The 17945-nt window shown below is 70.7% G+C and carries 18 protein-coding genes and 1 pseudogene; 6 read left to right on the top strand and 13 right to left on the bottom strand.

The window, feature by feature from the left end; translation table 11 throughout:
* Positions 1–79 precede the first annotated feature (79 nt).
* Positions 80–1144: a LacI family DNA-binding transcriptional regulator gene (locus CRP56_RS02935; RefSeq protein WP_097259855.1), complete on the top strand. Its 1065-nt coding sequence runs from the start codon at positions 80–82 to the stop codon at positions 1142–1144.
* On the opposite strand, the gene CRP56_RS02930 is transcribed toward CRP56_RS02935, so the two are convergent.
* The 4 genes from CRP56_RS02930 to CRP56_RS02915 are packed head-to-tail and all read right to left on the bottom strand — an operon-like array spanning position 1107 to position 5701.
* Positions 1107–2474, bottom strand: a complete 1368-nt coding sequence (locus CRP56_RS02930; RefSeq protein WP_097259853.1) for a glycoside hydrolase family 32 protein — start codon at positions 2472–2474, stop codon at positions 1107–1109. The two genes, CRP56_RS02935 and CRP56_RS02930, sit on opposite strands and share 38 nt — an antisense overlap.
* Positions 2471–3325: a carbohydrate ABC transporter permease gene (locus CRP56_RS02925; protein WP_097259851.1), complete on the bottom strand. Its 855-nt coding sequence runs from the start codon at positions 3323–3325 to the stop codon at positions 2471–2473. Before CRP56_RS02925 ends, CRP56_RS02930 begins: the two co-directional genes overlap by 4 nt.
* A 16-nt stretch (positions 3326–3341) precedes the next feature.
* Complete coding sequence (locus CRP56_RS02920; RefSeq protein WP_097259849.1) at positions 3342–4295, bottom strand: carbohydrate ABC transporter permease; 954 nt, start codon at positions 4293–4295, stop codon at positions 3342–3344.
* The gene (locus CRP56_RS02915) at positions 4292–5701 is read right to left on the bottom strand and encodes an extracellular solute-binding protein (RefSeq protein WP_097259847.1); all 1410 of its coding nucleotides are present in this window, start codon (positions 5699–5701) and stop codon (positions 4292–4294) included. The genes CRP56_RS02920 and CRP56_RS02915 overlap by 4 nt, the downstream gene beginning before the upstream one ends.
* Positions 5702–5848: 147 nt before the next feature.
* Between CRP56_RS02915 and CRP56_RS02910 the strand changes: the two genes are divergently transcribed.
* Genes CRP56_RS02910 through CRP56_RS02900 form a run of 4 tightly spaced genes read left to right on the top strand, consistent with a single transcriptional unit; the run spans position 5849 to position 9020 of the window.
* Positions 5849–7405 carry a glycoside hydrolase family 32 protein gene (locus CRP56_RS02910; protein WP_097259845.1) on the top strand — a complete coding sequence of 519 codons (1557 nt, stop codon included), beginning with the start codon at positions 5849–5851 and terminating at the stop codon, positions 7403–7405.
* 20 nt (positions 7406–7425) lie between these two features.
* Positions 7426–7554: a hypothetical protein gene (locus CRP56_RS49030; RefSeq protein WP_306459435.1), complete on the top strand. Its 129-nt coding sequence runs from the start codon at positions 7426–7428 to the stop codon at positions 7552–7554.
* 18 nt (positions 7555–7572) lie between these two features.
* Positions 7573–8022 carry a hypothetical protein gene (locus CRP56_RS02905; protein ID WP_306459434.1) on the top strand — a complete coding sequence of 150 codons (450 nt, stop codon included), beginning with the start codon at positions 7573–7575 and terminating at the stop codon, positions 8020–8022.
* 20 nt (positions 8023–8042) lie between these two features.
* Positions 8043–9020, top strand: coding sequence for a TauD/TfdA dioxygenase family protein (locus CRP56_RS02900; RefSeq protein ID WP_097273662.1), 978 nt, complete (start codon positions 8043–8045; stop codon positions 9018–9020).
* Between the two features lies 1 nt (position 9021).
* Here the strand turns inward: CRP56_RS02900 and CRP56_RS02895 are convergent, their stop codons facing one another.
* The 4 genes from CRP56_RS02895 to CRP56_RS02880 form a co-directional block, all read right to left on the bottom strand.
* A complete protein-coding gene (locus CRP56_RS02895; RefSeq protein WP_097259842.1) occupies positions 9022–10050 on the bottom strand; it encodes an LLM class flavin-dependent oxidoreductase in 1029 nt (342 codons plus the stop codon).
* Between the two features lie 81 nt (positions 10051–10131).
* Positions 10132–11634 carry a metallophosphoesterase family protein gene (locus tag CRP56_RS02890; RefSeq protein ID WP_097259840.1) on the bottom strand — a complete coding sequence of 501 codons (1503 nt, stop codon included), beginning with the start codon at positions 11632–11634 and terminating at the stop codon, positions 10132–10134.
* Between the two features lie 94 nt (positions 11635–11728).
* On the bottom strand, positions 11729–12622 hold the full coding sequence (locus CRP56_RS02885) for an MHYT domain-containing protein (protein ID WP_097259837.1): 894 nt from the start codon (positions 12620–12622) through the stop codon (positions 11729–11731).
* A 181-nt stretch (positions 12623–12803) separates the two neighbouring features.
* Positions 12804–13256, bottom strand: coding sequence for a hypothetical protein (locus CRP56_RS02880; protein WP_097259835.1), 453 nt, complete (start codon positions 13254–13256; stop codon positions 12804–12806).
* A 92-nt stretch (positions 13257–13348) separates the two neighbouring features.
* Between CRP56_RS02880 and CRP56_RS02875 the strand changes: the two genes are divergently transcribed.
* On the top strand, positions 13349–14176 hold the full coding sequence (locus tag CRP56_RS02875) for an SDR family oxidoreductase (RefSeq protein ID WP_097259834.1): 828 nt from the start codon (positions 13349–13351) through the stop codon (positions 14174–14176).
* 8 nt (positions 14177–14184) lie between these two features.
* Here CRP56_RS02875 and CRP56_RS02870 read toward each other — a convergent pair whose 3' ends face one another.
* From CRP56_RS02870 to CRP56_RS02850, 5 genes and pseudogenes are all read right to left on the bottom strand, one after another.
* Positions 14185–14610, bottom strand: coding sequence for a VOC family protein (locus tag CRP56_RS02870; RefSeq protein ID WP_097259833.1), 426 nt, complete (start codon positions 14608–14610; stop codon positions 14185–14187).
* 37 nt (positions 14611–14647) lie between these two features.
* A pseudogene (locus CRP56_RS48230) lies at positions 14648–14842 on the bottom strand (RidA family protein); the annotation flags it as partial.
* A 77-nt stretch (positions 14843–14919) separates the two neighbouring features.
* On the bottom strand, positions 14920–16119 hold the full coding sequence (locus CRP56_RS02860; protein WP_097259832.1) for a glycoside hydrolase family 64 protein: 1200 nt from the start codon (positions 16117–16119) through the stop codon (positions 14920–14922).
* Between the two features lie 176 nt (positions 16120–16295).
* Positions 16296–17051, bottom strand: a complete 756-nt coding sequence (locus tag CRP56_RS02855) for a dienelactone hydrolase family protein (protein ID WP_097259831.1) — start codon at positions 17049–17051, stop codon at positions 16296–16298.
* A 122-nt stretch (positions 17052–17173) separates the two neighbouring features.
* Positions 17174–17794, bottom strand: a complete 621-nt coding sequence (locus tag CRP56_RS02850) for an L-threonylcarbamoyladenylate synthase (protein WP_179850937.1) — start codon at positions 17792–17794, stop codon at positions 17174–17176.
* Between the last annotated feature and the right edge of the window lie 151 nt (positions 17795–17945).

Raw genomic sequence — 17945 nt, 5'->3', positions numbered from 1 at the left:
TCGACCATGTCGTCCCTCCAGCGTCACGGATAGGGTGAGCGGTGATCAAGCGGACGGCGGGACGAGGACAGCGGACGGCATGGGCAGCACCGAGGAGCAGCAGCCGACGGGCAAGCAACGCCCCACGTCACGGGACGTGGCGCGGCTCGCCGGCGTCTCGCACACCGCGGTGTCCTTCGTGTTCAACGGCCGCGCCGAGGGCAACCTCTCGCCCGCCACCCAGGAACGCATCCGCCAGGCCGCCGCCCGGCTCGGCTACCGCCCCGACCCCGTCGCCCGTGGCCTGCGCCGCCGCCGTACGGCCGTGATCGGCCTGGTCACCGACGAGATCGCCTCCTCGCCGTTCGCGGGGCGGCTGCTGCGCGGAGCCATGGAGACCGCCTGGGACAGCGAGCACCTCGTCCTGACCGTCGACTCCGGCGGCGACCCGGCCAAGGAGGACGCCGCGGTCGCCGAACTCCTCGACCGGCGCGTGGACGGCATCATCTACGCCGCCTTCTCCCTGCGCCGGGTCCGCGTCCCCGAGGGCCTGCACCGCACCCACTCCGTGCTCGCCAACTGCATCCCCGAGGACGACTCGCTGCCCGCCGTCATCCCCGCCGAGCGCGCCGGAGGCCGTACGGCGGCCCGGCTGCTCCTCGCCGAGGGGCACCGCAGGATCGCCCACATCGGCGGCCTCGACGACATCGCCTCCGTGGAGCGGCTGCGCGGCTTCCGCGACGCGCTGCGCGCCGAGGGGATCACCGTCCCGAAGGAGTGGGTCGTCCGGACCGGCGGCGAGATCTCCGGCGGCCACGAGGGGGCGCTCAAGCTGTTCGACGGGGTGCCCGCCGACCGCCGCCCCACCGGCGTCTTCTGCTACAACGACCGGGTCGCGGCGGGCGTCCTGCACGCCGCGACCCGCCTCGGGCTGTCCGTCCCCGAGGACCTGTCCGTGGTCGGCTACGACGACCAGGAGCACATGGCCGCCTATCTGTCCCCGCCCCTCACCACGGTCGCGCTGCCGCACCGGGCGATGGGCGAGGCGGCGACGCGGCTGCTCCTCGACGCGATCGACACGGGCAAGACGCCGCCCGCGACGGTACGGCGTCTCGCGTGCCCGGTGATCAGCCGTGCGTCGGTGGGACCTGCTCCCATCCGATGACGGTCGCCCCGGGTCCCGACACGGTGAGCTCCGGTACCTCGCCGTCGCGCCGGTAGACCCGCTCGGTGACCGTCGCCCGGTCGTCGACGAACACCTCCACGAGCGAGCCGTCGACGAGAACGCGCACCTGCCGCGCGGGCGCCCGCACGACGACGGGCGCCGGACCGCCGGCGCCGCGGTCCACGGTCACCCTGCCCTCGTCCGGATCGAGGACGACGGTCAGTCCCGTGCCGTCCGCGGAGCGCAGCAGACCGACGGTCGTCCGGGTGCGGGCGGTGACCGTCAGGTCGTACGACCGCGGCAGCGGGGTCCGTTGGTCCGGCGCGGTCACGAACGGCTCGGGTGCGCGCAGGAGTTGGAGCTCCGGTGCCGGTACGACGCTCAGCGCGCCGTCCGGGTGGACGCCCACGACCCTGGGCGCGGTGAGGGTGCCGGCCCAGCCCGCGCGGTCGATCGCGCCCTGGTCGCGGGACTCCCAGGACCAGCCCCACATCAGGGCCCGTTCCTCCTCCTGCAGCACGGCGGGGGCGTAGAAGTCCCGCCCGTGGTCGAGTTGGCCGCCACCGCGTGCCGCGAACCTCAGTCCGCCGTCGCCGTCGGGGTCCAGACGGCCCGTCAGATACCCGGTGCTCATCGGGTCGCCGTCCCACAGCGACACCACCAGCACCCATGTGCCGCCCGCCGTCGCATACAGCTGCGGGCACTCCCAGCCGACCGCCTTGTCGCCGAACACATCCGTCGCGACCGGGTCGTTGCCGTCCAGCAGCACGCCCGCGAACCGCCAGTCGGCCAGGTCGTCGCAGTCGTAGAGCAGGACCGAGGGTGTGCCGTCGGCGTGGCCCGCGCCGACCAGGGCCCAGCGTCGTCCGGCGGCGCGGAAGACGAACGGGTCGCGGAACATCACCACGTCCAGGCCGTCCGGCGGGCCGCTCACCACGGGTGTCGGCAGCGGCTTCCAGTCGGTGAGGGTCTCGTCGTCGGGGACCACGGAACGGGCCAGGCAGATCGTGCCGACGCCGGTGTGGTGATGGTCGATGCCGGTGTAGACGGCGGTCGGCACGCCGTTGTCGTCGACCACGCAGCCCGACCAGCAGCCCGCCTCGTCGGGGCCGCCGGGCGTCGGGGTGAGCGCGATCGGGTGGTGCTCCCAGTGAGCGAGGTCGGGGCTGGAGACATGGCCCCAGTGGACGTTCGTGTGGACGGGGGCGTCGGGGTTGTGCTGGTAGAAGAGGTGGTACCGGTCCCGCCAACGGAACGGCCCGTTCGGGTCGTTGATCCAGTTGGCGGGCGGGCGGACCCTGAAACGCGGGGCGTCGGGGTCGACGTTCAACGGTTGACTCCTGCGGACGTGATGCCCTCGCGCAGAGGGCGCTGGCCGACGACGAACACGGCGACGGCGGGGATCATGGAGAGCACGACACCGGCGAGGACCACCGAGATGGAGCCGGTGCCGAGGTTGCCCTGGAGCGAGACCAGGCCCAGCGGCAGGGTGTAGTTCTGGCCGGAGGTCTCCAGGATCAGCGGCCGGAAGAACTCGTTCCAGTGGTAGTTGAAGGCGAGCACGCCGACGATCGCGAGGCCGGGCGTGGCCAGCGGGGCGTAGACCGACCGGAAGGTCCGCCAGGGCCCGCAGCCGTCCAGCATCGCCGCCTCGCCCAGGTCCTTCGGCATGCCGAGGAAGTACTGCCGCATCAGGAACGTGCCGAAGGCGGTCGGGAACGCCGGAACGATCAGACCGAGCAGGGTGTCGGTCAGACCCATCGACTTGAGCACCAGGAACACCGGAACGATCGTGACCTGCAAGGGGACCATCATGGTCGCCAGGACCAGACCGAACAGCGGCTTCTTGAAACGGAACTCCAGGCGGGCGAACGCGTACCCCGCGAGCCCGGCCGTGATCATCTGGCCGACCGCGATCAAAGCGGTCACCAGCGTGGAGTTGAGGGCCAGCAGCCACACATCGATCTGATCGAAGACGCCGCGGTACGACTCGATCGTCGGACTGGTCGGAATGATCTTCGGCGGCAGGTCGAAGGACTCCGCCGGGGTGCGCAGCGAGGTCGAGACGGTCCAGATGACCGGTCCCAGGGTCAGCAGTGCGCAGACCGTCAGTCCGGCGATCCGCGCCCAGGGCGCGAGGGTGTGCCGTGCCCGGCTCGCGGTCAAGGTCGCTTGGCTCATAGGGAGTTCACCCGGCTCACTGGTAGTGGACGAAACGCCGGCTGAGCCGGAACTGGAGGGCGGTGACCGCCATGACGAGCACGAACAGCAGCACGCCCACCGCGGACGCCTCGCCGAAGCGCAGCTGCTCGAACGCGGTCTCGTAGATGACCATCACGACGGTGCGGGTGGAGTCGCCCGGCCCGCCGTTGGTCAGGACGTACGGCTGCTCGAAGACCTGGAGCGCGTTGATGATGCCGACCACCGAGGCGACCAGCAGCGTCGGGGACAGCAGCGGCAGCGTGACGCTGAGGTGCTTGCGCAGTCCGGTCGCGCCGTCGAGGGAGGCGGCCTCGTGGATCTCCTTCGGGATGTTGTTCAGACCGCCGACGAACAGCAGGAACGAGAAGCCGAACTGCTGCCACACATAGACCAGGATGACCGCCGCCATCGCGGAGTTCTCCGAGGTCAGCCAGGGCACGGGAGCGATCCCGATCAGCCCCAGCAGCCAGTTCACGAGCCCGAAGTCCTGGTTGAACAGGTACTTCATCACCACGGAGATCGACGCGGCGGACAGGATGAGCGGGAAGAAGAACGCCGAGCGGAACACCGACCGCAGCCACACCGGCATGCGTCCGTTCACGGCCAGGGCGAGGGTGAGCGCGATGAGCAGCTGGAGCGCCACCGCGAGCACCATGAACACGAGCGTGTTGCGGAAGGAGACCAGAACGGTCGAGTCGTTCATCATCTCGCGGTAGTTGGCCGCTCCGGCGAAGGTGGGCGAGTCGATCACGTTCCAGTGGAAGAGGCTCAGCACGATCGATCCGACGATCGGGACGACCGTGAAGATCACGATCCCGACGATCGTCGGCGCCAGGAACAGCGCGGCCAGCAGCCGGGTCCCGCGCTCGCGGGCGGACGGCCGGGGCGCGGGCGCGGCTTCGGTCACCTTCTGCTGCGGCGGTGCGGCGGGTATCTGGGTGTTCGTCATACGTCACGCTCCATGGCCTTCTCCAGATCGGACTGCATCCGGCGCAGCGCGGGGGCCACCGAGCGGCGCGAGGCCAGGGCGGTCCCGGTGTGCTTGAGCAGCACCTGCTCGACCTCGGCGACCTGCGGCGGGGCGGGGATCGGCCCGGTGTCGGGGAACTTGTCGAGGGTGTCGTAGAAGACCTGCCAGTGGCTGGGGCCCATCTCCCGGTAGCGGTCGGCGGTGAGCATCGAGCGGCGGGCCGGGGTGGTCTGGTTGGTCTCGAAGAGCCGCATCAGGGTGTCCCTGCGGGACGCGAACTTGATGAACTCCCAGGCCTCGTCCTGGAGTTTCGAGGTGCGCAGCAGGGCGTAGCCGGCGGCGCCGAACTGCATGCGCTGGGTGCGCCAGCGCGGGAAGTACTGCACGTCGAAGCTGCCGGGTTTCATGCCCGCCAGGTTCAGGCCGCCCGCCCAGAAGCCGCCGGCCGGGGTGACACCGACCCGGCCGGTGGAGAACACGCCGATGAGGTTCTGGCCGTTGCCGCCCTCGGGGCGGGTGCACAGGTCCTCCTGGATGAGGGAGGCCAGATAGTCGTAGGCCTCCTCGACGCGTTCGTGGGTGGCCTGCGGGGTCGTCCACCGGTAACCGCCGCCGCGGCCCTGCCGGTCGGCGGCCGGGTAGAAGGAGTCCCACAGCCAGGACCCGCCGGGCGCCTTGGACTCGCTCAGCAGGTTGGTGCCGTTGGCGAACAGCCACGGCACGACCCCACCCCACAGCCGGTTGGTCCAGAAGTACGGCGTGAACTGCGAGCCGCTGGACTTCTTCATGTCCCGCAGCAGCGCGGTGAAGTCGTCGCGGGTCCAGTCGGCCGCCGGGAAGGAGGCGCCCGCCCGCTTCAGGACCTGGTTGTTGAGGTAGATGTCGGCGGCGTTGAACTCGACGGGGAGCTGGTAGAGGCTGCCCTCGTACATCATCGACTCGACCAGCGAGGGGTGGACGTCGGCGAAGTAGTCGCGCAGCTCGTCCGCGTCCCGCTTCACCCACTTGTCGAGGGCGACACCGAGGCGCTGGGCGAACAGCTGGACGCCCTCGGTGGCGACGTAGACGAGGTCGGGGGCGGTGCCCGCCGCGATCTGGGTGAGGATCTTGGCGAAGAAGTCGGACCAGTCGGTGGCCTGCACCGCGTTGATCCGCAGCTTGATGTCGGGGTGGACCTTCTTGAAACCCTCGGTGAGCGTGCGGATGGCCGCCGGGCCGTAGGCCGGGCCGAGGGTGGCGACGACTAGGGAACCGTCGTCGCGGCCGGGTATGTCGGCTCCGGTGAGCCGGTCCCAGCTCGCGGCGGTGCCGGCCAGCGCGGCGGCACCCGCGCCGTAGGCGCCGTACCGCAACAGCGAGCGGCGGGAGAAGTGCGAGTCGGTCATCCAACGGGCCTAACTCGTGTTAGTTCAGGGTTGATGCCCCAGATGATGGGAACCGTGCCACGTCCCTGTCAAGAGTCGTGACGGCTCCACCTTTAACGAGTTAGAAACCTTGACCTTTAACGTGTTAGGCCGCACAGTCCTGTGGCCATGAGACTTTCCAGCCTTTCCAGAAGAGCGCTCTTCGCGGGATCGGCGGCCGGCGTGGCCGGTGCGCTGCTGCCGGTGTCACCGGCCGCGGCGAAGCCCAAGTCGGCCGGGAACTGCGCCAGTTATCGCGCCGCCTACCACTTCACCGTCCCCGACCAGTGGAAGAACGACCCCCAGCGGCCGGTGTGGATCGACGGCGAGTACCACTACTACTACCTCTACAACCCGGACTACCTCACCGCCGGCACCGAGGCGGGCACCGCCTGGCGGCTGGCCACCAGCAGGGACCTGGTCTCCTTCACCGACCGGGGGGTCGCCGTCCCGAAGGACACCACCGTCAACGGTGACGTCTGGTCGGGCTCGGCGGTCGTCGACACCGACAACACCGCGGGCTTCGGCGCGGGCGCGGTGGTCGTCCTGGTCACGATGTCGCCCGGCGGCGGCACCGACCACCAGGAGCAGTTCCTGTACTACTCCACCGACGGCGGCCGCACCTTCCGCAACCACGGCACCGCCCCCGTGCTCCCCAACCCCGGTGTACGCGACTTCCGCGACCCCAAGGTGATCCGCGACGAGGAACGCGGCCGCTGGGTGATGGCCCTCGCCGAGAACACCAAGGTCGGCTTCTACCACTCGGCGGACCTCAAGTCCTGGACGTACGTGGGCGGGTTCGTCAAGGACGGCATCGGCGTCCTGGAGTGCCCGGACCTGTTCCGCATCACGGCCTCGGACGGCACCGTGAAGTGGGTGCTGGGCGTCAGCGCCAACGGCAAGGGGTCCGGGCTGCCCAACACGTACGCCTACTGGACCGGGTCCTTCGACGGCACCGCCTTCACCCCCGACGCGAGCGACCCGCAGTGGCTCGACCACGGCTGGGACTGGTACGGGGCCGTCACCTTCGAGAAGCGCGGCGCGAACGGCACCCTGGACCAGCGCGCCCGCTACGCGATCGGCTGGCTCAACAACTGGGACTACGCCAACACGACCCCCACCATCGACTGCGACGGCTTCAACGGGACGGACTCGATCGTCCGCGAGATCACCCTGAAGCGCGCCGCCACCGGTACCTACTACCTGGCCTCGCGCCCGATCGCCGCCCTGGACGACCACGTCTCGCGCACGATCGACCTCGGCGACCTGTCGGTGTCCGGCACCCGCGTCCTCGACTACCGGGGCATCTCCTACGAGGTGACCACCGAGGTGACCTGGGAGTCGCTGACCGGCGCGGGCTTCCAGCTGCGCCGCTCCGCCGACGGGGGCCGGCACATCGACGCCGGTGTCTACGGCGACTACGCGTTCCTCAACCGCCGCAACACCGTCAACCCCGACACCTCCGGCAGGTGGCAGGAGAGCCACAGCCCCTTCGACCGCTCCGCCCGCACGGTCAGGCTGCGCATCCTGGTCGACCGGACGTCCGTCGAGATGTTCGTGGACGACGGACGGTACGTGCACTCGTCGGAGGCGTTCCCGTATCTGGTCGACACCGGGCTCGCGCTGTTCACGATCGACGGGACGGCGGTGTTCCGGAACACGGTGATACGGGAGTTCACCGTGTGAGGTCATCTATGGTCGATGAGATGCGCGTACTGCTCATCGGAGGGACCTCCCACACCGGCAAGTCGACCGTGGCCCAGGCCGCCGCCGAGCGGCTCGGGTTCACGTACCGCCCGACGGATCTGCTGGCCCGGCACCCCGGCCGCCCCTGACGGACGCCGGACCGGGAGGTGCCGCCGCACGTCGCCGAGCACTACGGCACCCTCGGCGTCGACGAGCTGATCGACTCGGTGCTCGACCACTACGCCCGGCTGTGGCCGCGCATCGAGGAGCTCATCACCGAGCACGCCGAAGGCCAGGGACCGGGCCTGGTGCTCGAAGGCTCGGCGCTCTGGCCCAGCCGGGTCGCCGCGCTCGGCACCCCGCACACCGAGGCCGTCTGGCTCACCGCGGACGACGAGGCGCTGGCCGACCGGATGCACGCGTCGGCGCGGTACGCGCAGGCGAGCGCCGAGGAGCGGCACCTCGTGGACCGGTTCCTTGCCCGCGCACAGCGCTTCCAGGAACTGGTGCGGGAGTCCGTCGACGCGGCCGGGCTGTGCCGTGTCGACGCGACCGGGCGGTCCGTGGCCGACCTGGTGGAGGAGATCCTCGGCAGGCGCTGTCGCCAGGGCCCGTGATCGCTGACACGATCTTCGCCATGACGACGAATGCGGACAGGGACCCGACGGCGGCGGAGGCGGTGTCCGGGATCGAGGTGAAACCGGTCGCCGGGCACATCGGCGCGGAGATCACGGGCGTCGACCTGGCCGGAGAGCTCGACGACACCGTGGTCGCCGCCATCCGTGCGGCGGTACTGCGGTGGAAGGTGGTGTTCTTCCGGGACCAGAAGCTGGACCACGCGGGGCATGTGGCGTTCGCGCGCCGGTTCGGCGCGCCGGTCGTGCTGCGCAAGCGGGGCAGCGCCTCGCCGCCCGACTTCCCCGAGGTCGAGACGACCGCCGACCGGCTGGAGCTGGGCGGGAAGTTCGGCATGGAGCACGACGAGTGGCTGCAACGCCGCCGGCACACCCTGCTGCGCGGCTGGCACTGCGACCACGGCGCCCGCGTCGATCCGCCCGCCGCGACGATCCTGCGCGCCGAGACCGTCCCGCCCTACGGCGGCGACACCACCTGGTCCAACCTGGCCGCCGCCTACGCCGGACTCTCCGCGCCCGTACGGCAGTTCGTGGACACACTGCGCGCCGAGCACCGGCTCGGCGTCGGCTACCAGCCCCGCCCCGGAGACGACGCCTACGTCCGCCATCTCCTGGACCACCAGGTCGCCACGCTGCATCCCCTGGTCCGCGTCCATCCGGAGACGGGGGAGCGGATCCTGTACGTCAACGGCTACTACGTCGAGCAGCTCGCCGACGTCTCCCGCGCGGAGAGCCGGGCCCTGCTGGACATGCTGCTGGAGCAGGCGGTACGGCCCGAGTACACGGTCCGCTTCCGCTGGGAGCCCGGCAGTGTGGCGTTCTGGGACAACCGGGCCACCATCCATCTGGCGCCGAGCGACAACGCCCACCTCGGCTTTCCCCGGACCATGCACCGGGTGATGCTGGCCGGGGACGTGCCGGTGGGCGTGGACGGAAGGCCGTCGGAGCCGATCGTCGGGACCGAGGTGGGGCGGTGGTGAGTCAGCCGGCCGGCTGCCAGCCGAGCGCGGGGCCCAGGTGCGTCGCCATGTCGGTGAGGATCTGGACGTAGTCCTCGTGCTCGAAGGTGAACGGCAGCGCGAACGCGACCTCGTCGATCTCCCGGAACGCGGCGTGCGCGTGCAGCCGCTCGGCGATCTCCTCCGAGGTGCCGACGATGTCCGGCGCGAACATCAGCCGGGCCGGGCCCTGCGGTGACGTGGTGCGAGGGGTGCGCTTGGCGGCGAACTCCTCGTACTTCGCGCGCTGTGCGGGTGAGGCCGAGTCGGTCGGGATGACGACGAGCCCCTGGGAGACCCGGGCGGCCTCGCCGTCGGGGTGGGCGGCCCGGAAGGCGCGGATGTGGGAGAGCTGGATCTCGGCGAAGTCCGTGGTCTCCTCGGGGTGTTCGGCCTTGACGACGCTGCTGGTGAGGAAGTTCATGCCGTGCTCACCGGCCCAGCGCGCCGAGCCGAGGCTGCCGCCGCCGTACCAGAGACGGCTGCCGAGGCCGGGAGACTGCGGCTGCACCCGGTCGGAGAACACCTCGAAGCCCTCCACGCCGCTGAAGTCGGTCGCCGACTTGCCGCGCACGAAGTCCAGCAGCCGCCGCACCCGCTCGTAGGAGAAGTCCTCGGCGTCCGCCGTGTCCGGGTAGAGGGCCTCCTTGACCTGGTCGTAGTGCATCGGCGGACCCACGCTCACCCCCGGGTTGACCCGGCCCCCGGACAGCAGGTCCACCGTCGCCAGGTCCTCGGCCAGCCGCAGCGGGTTCTCCCAGCCGAGCGGGATGACCGCGGTGCCCAGCTCGATGCGGCGGGTGCGCTGCGAGGCGGCGGCGAGGACGGCGACCGGGGACGAGATGCCGTACTGGAGGTGCCGGTGGCGCAGCCAGGCGCTGTCGAACCCGAGCCGCTCGCCCAGCTCGATGATCTCCAGCGTGGACTCGTGACCGCGGCGAGGGTCGGCCTCGTCGAACAGTCCGATGGTGAGGAAGCCCAGCTTGCGCAGGGGACGAGAGGTGGGTGGCACGGGCCCCTCCACGGGTCATGGATCAACGTCGTACGACTGTGCCAACTCGGGCCCGTCCCGTGGTGTTCCCGTCAGGTCAGGTCAGGTCAGGGCGATGGTGACCTCGTCCTCGACCGGCGGGTCCAGTTCCTGGGCGAGGTTCCCGGTCGCGGCGTGGCAGCGCAGCGTGACCGACTCCGGGGTGACGTCCAGGCGCAGGAAGCACTTGAAGAACGGCGGGCTGTAGGTGGCCGAGCTCGGCGAGAACAGCTGGGTGTAGATCTTGCGCACGGGGAGCCGGAAGCGCTTGGCCTTGTCGGGACGGCGGCCGGTGCCCAGCAGCCCGGCGACCAGACGGGTGCGGCGGGTGATGCGGACCTCCGGTCCCGGGGCGCGCCCCGGCCGAATTTGCAGCCGCTCACCGACGACGGCCGCCGCCTCGGCATCGGTGAGGGTGAAGAAGCGGCGCAGCCGCAGCCGGCGGCCGTAGAGCCTGCTGTAGAAGGCCAGGGAGTCGCCGCGCAGCGGATAGCAGCGGAAGGTGTCCTCGGTGACACCCGCGATGTCGACCCGGGGGATGGTGTGGGTGGCGTGCATGAAGGCACCGCCGCCGCCCGAGACGACGTACTGGATGGTGCGGCCGTCCACGTCGACGGGGTAGCGCTGGTAGTTGTGGATGTCGCCGCCTATCGCCGCGACGTAGTGGTGCGCCGGGTCGCGGACCACGTCGTCGACCGTGCCGCCGCCGTCGATGGGGCAGGGGTGGTGCTCGCCGTCCACGTACAGGGGCGAGCCGGTGACCAGGATCTTCGGGCGCGGACCCTGGGACACCTCGCGCAGCCAGGCGCCCTGTTCGGCGTCGAGGGTGCCGAGCAGTCCGGTGTCGATGCCTATGATCCGCAGCGGCCCGGCGTCGATCGCCCAGTACGGGCCGGGCTGGACGGCCTGTTGGGCCGGGGCGGACCGCAACTTCCGCACCTCGTCCAGACGTTGGCCGTCGTGGCGGCGCGGTCGGTGCCAGAGCAGGGAGCGCAGCCAGGCGCGGGTCAGAGGGCGCGGGGCGGGTTCGGGGGCGAGCGGCGGGGCGTCGTCGCAGAAGACGCGCATGAACCCGCCGAGGTCCTCGTACCAGTCGTGGTTGCCGGGTATCGCGTAGATGGGCGCTCGGTAGTCCTGGTACGGGCGGAAGAACTTGGTGCCGTAGTCGTCGGCGCTGCCGACGGGATAGATGACGTCACTCGCCAGGACCGTGAACCTGGTGTCCTGACCGACCTTCAAGAAGCCCGGCATAACAGCGTATTGGGGCGCGTCTCCCTCGCCGGTGTCGCCGATGACCATGAAGGAGAAGCGGTCCGGGTCGTCACGCCGGATCACCTTGTCCGCGGGGGCGCCGGCCGCGGCGCGCTGGGCGACCCAGCGGCTGCGGGTGCGGCCCGTCGGGTCGCCGAACCAGGAGGCCAGTACGCCGTTGCGGGCCGCCCACAGCATCCTGGGGTCGAGCCACGAGATCTTCTCGACCCGGGTCGGCATCAGGCGCTCGTAGGCGCCGCGTTCCGCGGCGCCCCAGCCGGCGCCCTCGGCGGTATCGCGTGAGGAGTCAGACACCGGTGAACCGTAACAACGATCTAGGGAAGGCCGGTCGGCGGGGAGCCCGAATGCCAATGAACGAACCTGGGGACGGCGGATGTTGGGGCCGGTGTCACCACTCGGCGGCGCGCTGCGGGGTGTCGTAGGGGTGCTGGCGTGCGCGTGAGGGGCCGACGGGGGTCTCGAAGGGCGAGCTGTGTGCCGGCGCGAGTGCCTCTTCGGCGGGCGGAACGGCGGGCTTCCGGCGGGCGGTGGCGCGGCTCCAGTCGGCGTCGCCCAGCACCAGCAGCGGGTCGAACATCACGACCACACCGGCCAGCACGAGGAAGATGACCGGCCCCACCAGCATCGGCAGCAGCAGCGAGGACGCCGAGGCGCCGGCCCAGGAACCGCCCGTCGTGCCGTGCACATGGACGCTGACGGCGGCCATCGCCGTGTAGTGCATGCCCGAGACGGCCACGCCCATGACGAGACTGGCTCCGAGGCTCGTCAGGAAACCCCGGACGGTGACGGCCGCCCAGAGGGCCGCGGTGGCGGCGACGATCGCGATCAGGACGGAGAGGGCGACGGTGAACACGTCATAGTCGATGGCGCCGTTGAGGCGCATGGCGTACATGCCCAGGTAGTGCATGGCCGCGACGCCGAGCCCCGTGACGATGCCCGCGAAGGCGAGGTTGGCGGTGCCGGCGCCGCGATAGCCGACGATGAACACGCCGACGCCGACCACGACGATCGCCACGGCCAGACTGAGGAGGGTCAGGCCCGTGTCGTAGCGGATCCGGGTCTCCTCGACCTGGAAGCCGATCATCGCGATGAAGTGCATCGTCCAGATGCCGCACCCGATCGAGGCGGCACCGAGGGCCAGCCAACCGGGCTTCCACGACTCGGCGTTGAGCAGCGACCGCACGATGCAGCGCAGCCCCAGGGCCCCACCCAGACACGCCATCACATACGCCGCGACCGGCGTCACCGCGCCGTAGCGAAATCCGTCGACGGTGCCTTCCATACGCCAACTCCCCCCAGAGCCACCGTTTGTGGTGGGGCAAGGTCTACGCCGTAAGACCCGCGTAAAGCAAGCATTACCGGTAGTAACCAATTAACTCTGGACTATCGCGTGTTCACTTCGGTCACGCGGGGGCGGTATTGAGCCATGAACGACTTTCGCCGGAGCGAGCCGGCTCGACAGGTCAGTCGAACCAGACCACCAGCCGCACATGCTCCGCCCCGTGCACCCCGCCGAGGGTCTGCATCACGTCCCACACCGGCCCCCAGTGCGTCGCGGCGCCGGCGGCGGCCTGGCGGCTTTTCCTGCCCGACTCGTCGGTCTCGTCCCAGTCGGCGGTCTGCAACTCGGCCCAGGTGATCCAGGTCGTTCCCCAGGCGGAGTCCGGCCCGCCCCAGCAGGCGAACCTCTCCCGCACTCCGTCGGAGGCGTCCTCGGGCAGGCCGCGTCCCTCGGCGAGCGGTCGGAACCCGAAGGAGTTGCGGACGCCGAAGAGACAGGCGAGGGCGTCGTAGGCATTGCCGGTGTTGAGGAGATCGAGGTCGATCGCGGCCTGCCACACCGCGTCCTCGTCCTCCACGCCCCAGATGCGGCCCAGGGGCCTGCATTCGATCGTGCCGGTGAACTCCGTGGTCATGGCGGCATTCTGTCGGGCGGCTGAGGGACGGTCGCCGCCATTTTGCGGCTCGGTGGGGCGTGAGGGGCGGCGGAGCTCTAGCGTGGGCGATCATGAGGATCCTGATCGTCGGCGGCAGTGGGTTCCTGGGGCGTGAGGTGGCTCGGCTGGCCATCGCCGCCGGGCATGGCGTGACGGCGACCTTCGCCAGCCGTGCGGGGAGTCTGCCCGGGGTGCACTGGCTGCCGCTGGACCTCTTGCGGGCCGGTGAGATCGAGGCCGTGGTCGGGGAGGTGCGGCCGGATGTTGTCGTCAACGCGGCTTATCGCAAGGGTGATTGGGGCGTGACGGCCGACGGTGCGGTCCGGTTGGCGGTGGCCGTGGGAGCGTACGGCTCCCGGTTGGTGCACGTGTCGAGTGACGCTGTTTTCTCCGGCTCTGATGTCCGCTACGACGAGTCCGCCGTGCCGGATCCCGTCACGCCGTACGGCGCCGCGAAGGCCGCCGCCGAGACGGCGATCCGGGTGCTCGCCCCCGACGCGGTCATCGCCCGTACCTCACTCATCGTCGGCGACGGAGGCTCGCCGCACGAGGACTTCGTCCACGAGCTGGCCGAGGGGCGGCGCGAGGGTGTGCTGTTCACCGATGTCATCCGTTGCCCCGTCCATGTCACCGACCTCGCGGCGGTGCTGCTGGAGCTGGCCGCCACCGAGCGCACGGGCGTGTGCCATCTGGGCGGTCCCGACGCGGTCAGCCGCCACGAGCTCGGCGTCCTGATCGCCGCACGCGACGGACTGGACGCGGCGCGGCTGCCCGCCGGACGACGCGCCGACGTGCACACCCCGGGTGCGCTGGACGTCCGCCTGGACAGCGCACGCACGCAGCGCACCCTGCGGACGAGGCTGCGCGGGGCCCGTGAATTCCTGCGGCGCCCCGACTGAGGCCGCGCTCACACCACCGGTTCCCCGATGCCCAGCAGATTGCCCTCGCTGTCCCGGAACCACGCGGCGCGTTCCCCTCGGGCCCCCTTGCTCGGGTAGTTCCCGTCGACGTCGGCGATCCCGTCCTTGGTCCGCAGACCCGGCACGTCGACCTCCTCGAACGTCACGCCCCGTTCCCGGAGCTGTGCGACGACCGTGTCGAGGTCGTCGACCTCCCAGCCCATCTGGGTGAACGTGCCGGGGGCTGCCCCCGTCGAACTGAACACGGCGAACTCCGTCCCACCGCACCGGTACAGCAACCCACCGGGCCGCTCGTCGACCGGCTCCAGACCGAGCACCTCGGAGTAGAACCGCCGCGCCCGGTTCAGGTCCTGCGCCGGCAGCCGGGTGGCCACGCGGCCCCGGGCCAGAATGTTCCTGTCGTCTGCGTCCATCCCCCCACTGTGCGCCTTCGCCCGCTCGGCGGCAGCTCTACGGCCGCACCGCCACCGCGTCCACCTCGAACAGCATCCCCGGCAAGGCCGGCGAGGCCACGCCGCTCAGTGTCTGGGCCGGCAGCCGGTCACCGAACCGCGCGTGCAGCGCCTTGCCGAGGGTCTGGAGCTTGTCGAGGTCGTGGTCGACGATGAAGGTCCCGAGCCGGACCAGCTGCTCGTACCCCCACCCGGGGGTTGGTGATGGCGCGCTGATCGTTGGTCATGTGCGTCCCAACAGCACGCACCGGACTGGTCATTCCGGCGGGCTCAGCTCAACGGGTCCAGGGTCAGGTACGCCTGGAGCGGGTTGCCGTCGTGCACCAGGGACTCGTGCTGCCCGACGTCGTCGAAGGCGAACGCGTACGCCTTGCCGTCCGCCATTTGGCTGTGGATGACCCGGGCGTAGTGGTTGGTCACCGCGTCCTGGTAGAAGCCCGCGGACGAGGTGTCCGGCTGGTTGGGGTTGGTCAGCAGGGTCGAGCGGTTGAAGCCCGCGCACAGGGTGCGGGAGATCGGGCCGCGGACGGCGTCGTTGGGGGCGTCGAGGAGCTTGTGGCAGCCGAAGACGCTGCTCGCGTCCGGCTTCTGGAAGCTGGTGACGACCGCGCCGGACGCGTTGGTGAAGTTCATGACGCCGCCGGAGACCCGGCCGTAGTACTTGGTGTTCGGCTGGTCGGCGAACGGGGTCACCGTGAGGGTCGACGTGGCGTACTTCTGCCAGACCCGGTTGATGTAGTCGTCGAGGACGGAGGCGGGCAGCGCTCCGGTCTCCAGGCCGTAGGCGGGGGACAGGGCACGCAGCACCGTGCCGTCGGCGCGGGTCTGGACCAGGCCGCCCCAACCGCCCGACTGCGCGCGCAGGGCGCTGAAGACGGCGTTGTAGCCACCGGACTTGAGGCGCCCGGTGCTGACCGTGCTGCCGTCGGAGCGCTGGACGCCGACCGCGTACGGGGCGGAGAACATGTCGACCTGGGTGCTGTTGAGCCACAGCCCCGAGTCGTTGAGCGTGTACTCCGACCAGTTGAAGAGGATGGTGCGGTTCGGGTCGCTCGGGTTCTGCACCGCCGGCTGCACGAGGCCGCCGGTGGTGAGGCGGAAGTCCAGCTTCTGGCCGTACGAGAAGTAGATGCGGCCGGAGAACTTGGGGATGCGGATCGTCTTCGACTGGCCCGCCGCCGGGCCGGCTATCGACGCGTCCGGTGCCGGGGTCGGCGGGTTGCCGCCCGCGGGCCAGGCGTGGAACGTGCCGGCCGCGTCCGCCCAACCCTGCTGGCCCGTGGCCAGGTTGGTGCCGAGGTTGTAGACGTAGACCGCGTCGCCGCGGCCGGAGTTGTTCGTCACCTTGAGCGGGATCGTGGCGGGCACCGCGCCGCTCGCAGTGGACGGCGAGCCGAGTGTGAGCAGCGTGCCGAGCAGAGCGGCCGATCCTGCTGCGGCGAGGAGCCGATGCCTGAGTCGTCCGAGCACTCTCCACCTCCGTGGGGGGATAGGGGGAGGAACGGGATTGGTCCGTACCTGTTCTGAGAGCGCTCTCAGGGTTGCGCTGCGGCGCGGGCATGTCAATGAAGTCGACGGAATGCGCCCGTCGGCAAATGCGTGGCGGCGCCCACCTGTTGGGTGAGCGCCGCCGGCCGGGACCTTCCTCAGAACGTGCGCTTCAGCAGTTCCAGCAGCGCCGCCCAGTGCCGCTCGGCACCTTCGCGGTGGTACGCCGCGGTGTCGGCCTGCGTGTAGCCGTGGTGGGCGCCGGGATAGACCTCGCTGCGGTGCCGTACGCCCGCCGCGGTCAGGGTGTCCTCCAGCAGCCGGATCTGCTCCGGCGGCATCGAGGCGTCCTCGTCGGCGTGCCCGAAGTACAGCTCGGCGGTGACGTGCTTGGCGACCAGGTGCGGGCTGTCCGGGGCGTCGGTGGCGAGGCGGCCGCCGTGGAAACCGGCCGCGGCCGCCACCCGGTCCGGGTAGGTGCCCGCGGTCAGCAGCACGAGCCGGGCGCCCATGCAGTAGCCGGTCAGCGCCACCGGACCGTCGGCCACGAAGGGGCTCTCGGCCAGCCAGGCCAGGTACGCGTCGGCGTCCCGCATGGCGAGCTCGGGGGTGAGGGACTGCATGACCGGGCCGATCGCGTTCCACAGGTCGGGCCGCGCGTCGGTGTCGATGAACTCCGGCAGGTCGAAGACGGGGGAACGGCCGTGCCGGTAGAAGACGTTGGGCACCAGGACCGTGTACCCCTCGCCGGCCAGCCGGTCGGCCATCGACCTCAGGTGCGGGCGCAGTCCGAAGGCGTCCTGGTAGAGCAGGACACCGGGACGGGGCAGCCCGTCCTCGGGGTGGGCCAGATAGGCGTCGGCGACGCCGTCCGCGGTGGGGACGTCCACGGCGGTTCCCTGTACGGAGGTCATGGGGGGTGCCTCTCTGTGCATGTGACGGCGAGCAGCTCGCCGGCCCGGCGGGGTCGGACCGTGAATATCGTTTCACGCACCATGCAAGCGGCCTGCGAGGACCCCCTCGTCCCCGGCTCTCCTCACTCGAACCGTGAGATGTCGCCCGCTCCCCGCCGTACGATCTCCGCCTCGCCGTCGGAGAAGTCGATCACGGTGGTCGGCTCGGTGCCGCACTCGCCCGAGTCGACCACCGCGTCCAGCACATGGTCGAGGCGGTCCTTGATCTCCCAGCCCTGGGTCATCGGCTCGTCCTCGTCCGGCAGCAGCAGGGTGCTGGACAGCAGCGGTTCGCCGAGCTCGGCGAGCAGGGCCTGGGTGACCACATGGTCGGGGATGCGGACGCCGACCGTCTTCTTCTTCGGGTGCTGCAGCATGCGCGGCACCTCCCGGGTCGCCGGCAGGATGAAGGTGTAACTGCCCGGCGTCGAGGCCTTGATGGCCCGGAACACGTCGTTGTCCACGCGTACGAACTGGCCCAGCTGTGCGAAGTCCTGGCACACGAGGGTGAAGTGGTGCCGGTCGTCCAGCTTGCGGATCGTGCGGATCCGCTCGATGCCGTCCCGGCTGCCCAGCTTGCAGCCGAGCGCGTAGCAGGAGTCCGTCGGATATGCGATCAGTGCCCCGGCCCGGATGCTGTCCGCTACCTGGGAGATGGTGCGCGGCTGCGGGTTGTCGGGGTGCACGTCGAAGTACTTCGCCATTCACCGAGCTTATGCCGTAGGCGGGCGCCGACCGCGCAGGAGGACGGTGCCGGCGCAGCGCCGCAGGGTTCGGTCCCTCGCATCGCCGTTCGGCCCCTCGTACCGCCTGCCGGACGGGGAGACCCTCGCCCGGGTCTGAGGTACGGTCCCG

Origin of the sequence: Streptomyces sp. TLI_55 (assembly GCF_900206255.1) — a bacterium.
GTDB classification, from domain to species: domain Bacteria; phylum Actinomycetota; class Actinomycetes; order Streptomycetales; family Streptomycetaceae; genus Streptomyces; species Streptomyces aquilus.
This window is presented reverse-complemented; position numbering and strand designations above follow the sequence as displayed.

Bases quoted from the DNA above. Each gene is read 5' to 3' on its own strand.
- CRP56_RS02935 (WP_097259855.1), top strand. From the start codon at position 80: ATGGGCAGCACCGAGGAGCAGCAGCCGACGGGCAAGCAACGCCCCACG.
- CRP56_RS02915 (WP_097259847.1), bottom strand. From the start codon at position 5,701: ATGACCGACTCGCACTTCTCCCGCCGCTCGCTGTTGCGGTACGGCGCC.
- CRP56_RS02870 (WP_097259833.1), bottom strand. From the start codon at position 14,610: ATGGACGCAGACGACAGGAACATTCTGGCCCGGGGCCGCGTGGCCACC.
- CRP56_RS02900 (WP_097273662.1), top strand. From the start codon at position 8,043: ATGACGACGAATGCGGACAGGGACCCGACGGCGGCGGAGGCGGTGTCC.
- CRP56_RS02885 (WP_097259837.1), bottom strand. From the start codon at position 12,622: ATGGAAGGCACCGTCGACGGATTTCGCTACGGCGCGGTGACGCCGGTC.
- CRP56_RS02875 (WP_097259834.1), top strand. From the start codon at position 13,349: ATGAGGATCCTGATCGTCGGCGGCAGTGGGTTCCTGGGGCGTGAGGTG.
- CRP56_RS02880 (WP_097259835.1), bottom strand. From the start codon at position 13,256: ATGACCACGGAGTTCACCGGCACGATCGAATGCAGGCCCCTGGGCCGC.
- CRP56_RS02910 (WP_097259845.1), top strand. From the start codon at position 5,849: ATGAGACTTTCCAGCCTTTCCAGAAGAGCGCTCTTCGCGGGATCGGCG.
- CRP56_RS02855 (WP_097259831.1), bottom strand. From the start codon at position 17,051: ATGACCTCCGTACAGGGAACCGCCGTGGACGTCCCCACCGCGGACGGC.
- CRP56_RS49030 (WP_306459435.1), top strand. From the start codon at position 7,426: ATGCGCGTACTGCTCATCGGAGGGACCTCCCACACCGGCAAGTCGACC.
- CRP56_RS02925 (WP_097259851.1), bottom strand. From the start codon at position 3,325: ATGAGCCAAGCGACCTTGACCGCGAGCCGGGCACGGCACACCCTCGCG.
- CRP56_RS02850 (WP_179850937.1), bottom strand. From the start codon at position 17,794: ATGGCGAAGTACTTCGACGTGCACCCCGACAACCCGCAGCCGCGCACC.
- CRP56_RS02920 (WP_097259849.1), bottom strand. From the start codon at position 4,295: ATGACGAACACCCAGATACCCGCCGCACCGCCGCAGCAGAAGGTGACC.